This window comes from Rhizobacter sp. P2_H2, assembly GCF_056403375.1.
Genome location: NZ_JBFUFP010000585.1, coordinates 1 through 3,397, shown reverse-complemented (window position 1 = coordinate 3,397; position 3,397 = coordinate 1). Strand labels below are relative to the sequence as shown.

Annotated in this window: 4 protein-coding genes; 1 reads left to right on the top strand and 3 read right to left on the bottom strand. The window is 70.5% G+C overall.

What is annotated here, in order from left to right:
* Both AC1D15_RS22920 and AC1D15_RS22915 read right to left on the bottom strand, forming a co-directional pair.
* Positions 1–484: CGNR zinc finger domain-containing protein (locus AC1D15_RS22920; RefSeq protein WP_477827782.1), on the bottom strand; the 484-nt coding region annotated here is incomplete at its 3' end.
* Positions 485–495: 11 nt separating this feature from the next.
* Positions 496–1,143 (bottom strand): glutathione S-transferase family protein, encoded by a 648-nt coding sequence (locus tag AC1D15_RS22915; RefSeq protein WP_477827781.1) that lies wholly within the window; start codon positions 1,141–1,143, stop codon positions 496–498.
* A gap of 104 nt (positions 1,144–1,247) precedes the next feature.
* Here AC1D15_RS22915 and greB point away from each other — a divergent pair, with 104 nt between their 5' ends.
* Positions 1,248–1,805 (top strand): transcription elongation factor GreB, encoded by a 558-nt coding sequence (greB, locus tag AC1D15_RS22910; protein ID WP_477827780.1) that lies wholly within the window; start codon positions 1,248–1,250, stop codon positions 1,803–1,805.
* 24 nt (positions 1,806–1,829) lie between these two features.
* On the opposite strand, the gene AC1D15_RS22905 is transcribed toward greB, so the two are convergent.
* Positions 1,830–3,397, bottom strand: a 1,568-nt coding sequence (locus tag AC1D15_RS22905) for a RelA/SpoT family protein (protein ID WP_477827779.1), incomplete at its 5' end; no start/stop codon positions are given.

Here is a 3,397-nt window from a genome sequence, read left to right as displayed (position 1 = left end):
GGCTGTCGTCGAGGAACAGCCAGCCGCACAGCGGCCCGGCGCACAGCCGCATGCGGGCGGCGCGCGGCGAGCAGAACAGCGTCAGGCCCTCGCGCGCGAGCAGCGTGCGCAACGAGGCCGCGCTGTCGTCGGCGGTGCCGCGCCAGCGCAGGCCGGCCTGCGTGTGGCTGACGCGCGGGCCATCGCCGGAAGCCAGGTCGTTCAGCAGCGTGAGCGCCGCGGCGGGCGGCTTCGTGCCCTGCGCGATCGCGAGGCCGACGCGAAACACCGCATCGCGCGCGGCGATCACCGGCGCGAGCTCGTCGGTCGACGCCTTCAGCGCCGCGGCGCCGCGTGCGTCGACCAGGTCCTGCTCGAGGCACCACTGCGCGAAGCGCGCCCAGCTGCTCAATCGCTCGGACGGCGTGTCGGACAGGTGATCGCCGGCGGTGTTCGCGAACTCCAGCGCGAGCGCGCCGCCGACGCCGGCCGAGAGGGTGGCCATCAGCGCCGCCCTTATGTCGATGGTGGCCAGTAGCGCTGCTCGGTGTCGGCAAAGCGCGGGTGGGCGTCGATGCGCGACAGCAACTCGGCGAAGCCGGGCCGTGCCGAGGCCAGGTGCGGGCGCGTGCCGAAGCACCTGGACAGCGCAGCGGCCATCAGGTCGAGTGCGCCGGGGGTGTCGCCACCGAGGAAGGCGGCCGATGGCGGCGCGGCGAAGCTGTCGGCGAACACCTCCCACAGCCCGTGCAGGTGGCGGCGGGTCTGCGCGCGGATGCGCCTGGCCTCGTCGTCGCTGCAGGCCTCGCAGAAGCGCTCGGGGAAGTCGATCACCGTGATGGCGGGGTAGACGTTGGCCGCCAGGTAGACGAGCCCGCGCAGGTGGCTGGCGCGCGCGGCCGCGTCGGCGGGCAGCAGCCGGGCCTCGGGGTGCGTGAGGCCGAGGTGGATCAGGATCGCCGCCGTCTCGGTCAGCAGTTCGCCGCCGGCGCCTTGCAGCGTCGGGATCTGCACCAGCGGGTTGGCGAGCTTCAGCCGGTCGCGGCCGGGCGACTCGGTCCACGGCGCGGCCTCGACGGTCTCGAACGGCACGCCGCACAAGCGCAATGCGGCATCGACGGCAGCGCAGCCGACCGACCCGGGCGTGGCAAAGAGGGTGTACATGGCGGGTTCCTGAAGATGTCGAGGCGGCTTGATTCTGCCTAACCGGTTAGGCAAGTCAATCACCCTGATCGCATGTGCCGGGCAGTTGGGTTCAAATCGCGGGCATGAGCAAGGCGTTCACCAAAGAGACCGATTCCAGCGACGACGAGGACGACGAGGTCGGCCTGCCGGCGTTGCCGCAGGGCACGCGCAACTACATGACGCCCGGCGGCTACCAGGCGCTGCGCCACGAGCTGCTGACGCTGCTCGACGACGAGCGGCCGAAGGTCGTCGAGGTGGTGTCGTGGGCCGCGAAGAACGGCGACCGTTCCGAGAACGGCGACTACCTGTACGGCAAGAAGCGGCTGCGCGAGATCGATCGCCGCATCCGCTTCCTGACCAAGCGGCTCGACATCGCCGAGGTCGCCGACCCGTCGCTGCACCACGGCAACGACCAGGTGTTCTTCGGCGCGACGGTGACCTATGCGAACGAGYGCGGCGAGGAGCGCACCGTCACGATCAAGGGTGTCGACGAATCGGACAGCAGCCGCGGCGAGATCAGCTGGATCGCGCCGATCGCGCGGGCGCTGCTGAAGGCGCGCATCGGCGACGAGGTGCAGTTGATGACGCCGGGCGGGCTCGAGCGGATCGAGGTGATCGACGTGAAATATCCGAAGCCGTAGGGATGGCCCGGAATGGCTTCCGGGCTACGGCTTGACGCGGGTCACGCGCAGCACGGGCGCCGCGCGGCGCAGCGTGCGCATCACGTCGGCCAGGTGCAGCCGGTCGCGCACGCTCAGCAGCAGGCGCAGCTCGATCGTCTGCGCCGCCGGTTCGTCGTCCATGTCGATGTGGGTGATGTCGGCCTCGGCCTCGCTGACGGCCGCCGCCACCTGGGCCAGCACGCCCTTGCCGTTCTTCAGCAGCAGCGTGACGCCGGTCTCGAACGCGCGCACCGGCTCCTCGGCCCACTCGACCGTCATCCAGCGCTCGCTGTCGCGCTCGAACAGGCGCTTCGCGGTGGAGCAGTCGACGGTGTGCACCAGCAGCCCCTCGCCGCGGCCGAGGTAGCCGACGATCGCGTCGCCGGGGATCGGGCGGCAGCACGGTGCCATCTGCACCGAGGCGCCCTCGCTGCCGTCGATCACCACCAGACCCTGCGACGGCGCGTTGTCGTCGGCGGCGTAGCGGCCCATCGTCAGCGTCAGCGCATCGGGGCGCTCGCCGCGCTCGCCCATCATCTGGGCCAGCCGCTTCGCGACGATGGTCGCGATCTTGCGGCCAAGGCCGATGTCGATCAGCAGCTCGGCGCGCGAGCGCGTGCCGCTCCAGCGCGCGAGTTGCTGCCACAGCGCGCCGGCAGCGGCATCCGCCGGGTCGCTGGCCGGCATGTTCAGGCCTTCGGCGCGCAGCGCCTGCGCGAGCAGCTTCTCGCCCAGCTGCTGCGACTCTTCCTGCTCCATGTTCTTCAGGTAGTGGCGGATCTTCGAGCGCGCCCGGCCGGTGCGCACGAAGTTCAGCCAGGCCGGGTTCGGCCGCGCGCCCGGTGCGGTGACGACCTCGACCACGTCGCCGCTGCGCAGCTCGGTGCGCAGCGCGACCGGGTCGCCGTTGACCTTGGCCGCGACGCAGTGGTCGCCGACGTCGGAGTGGATCGCGTACGCGAAGTCGACCGGCGTCGCGCCGCGCGGCAGCGCCATGATGCGGGACTTCGGCGTGAACACGTAGACCGCATCGGGGAACAGGTCGATCTTGACGTGCTCGAGGAACTCGTTGGCGTCGCGCGTCTCGTCTTGAATATCGATCAGCGACTGCAGCCACAGCGTGCCCAGGCGCTGCGCATCGTGCAGCTGCGTGGTGCCGCCGGCCTTGTACATCCAGTGCGCGGCGATGCCCTTCTCGGCCACCGCATGCATCGGCTCGGTGCGGATCTGGAACTCCACCGCCGTGCCCAGCGGGCTCACGAGCGTGGTGTGCAGCGACTGGTAGCCGTTCGCCTTCGGGATCGCGATGTAGTCCTTGAAGCGCCCGGGCAGCGGCTTGTACAGCTGGTGCAGCACGCCGAGCGCGAGGTAGCACTCGGGCAGCGTGCCGACCACGATGCGGAAGCCGAAGATGTCGTTCACCTGCGCGAAGCTGAAGTGCTTCTCGCGCATCTTGCTGTAGATCGAATAGAGCGTCTTCTCGCGGCCGAACACCTGCACCTTCTGCTGGGCCTGCGGCTGCGCGTCGGCGAAGGCCTTCTCGACCTCGCGCTGGATGCGCTCGACGATGT

What these genes read in the sequence shown, in the direction of transcription:
- AC1D15_RS22915 (WP_477827781.1), bottom strand. Translation starts at nt 1,143, where the DNA reads ATGTACACCCTCTTTGCCACGCCCGGGTCGGTCGGCTGCGCTGCCGTC.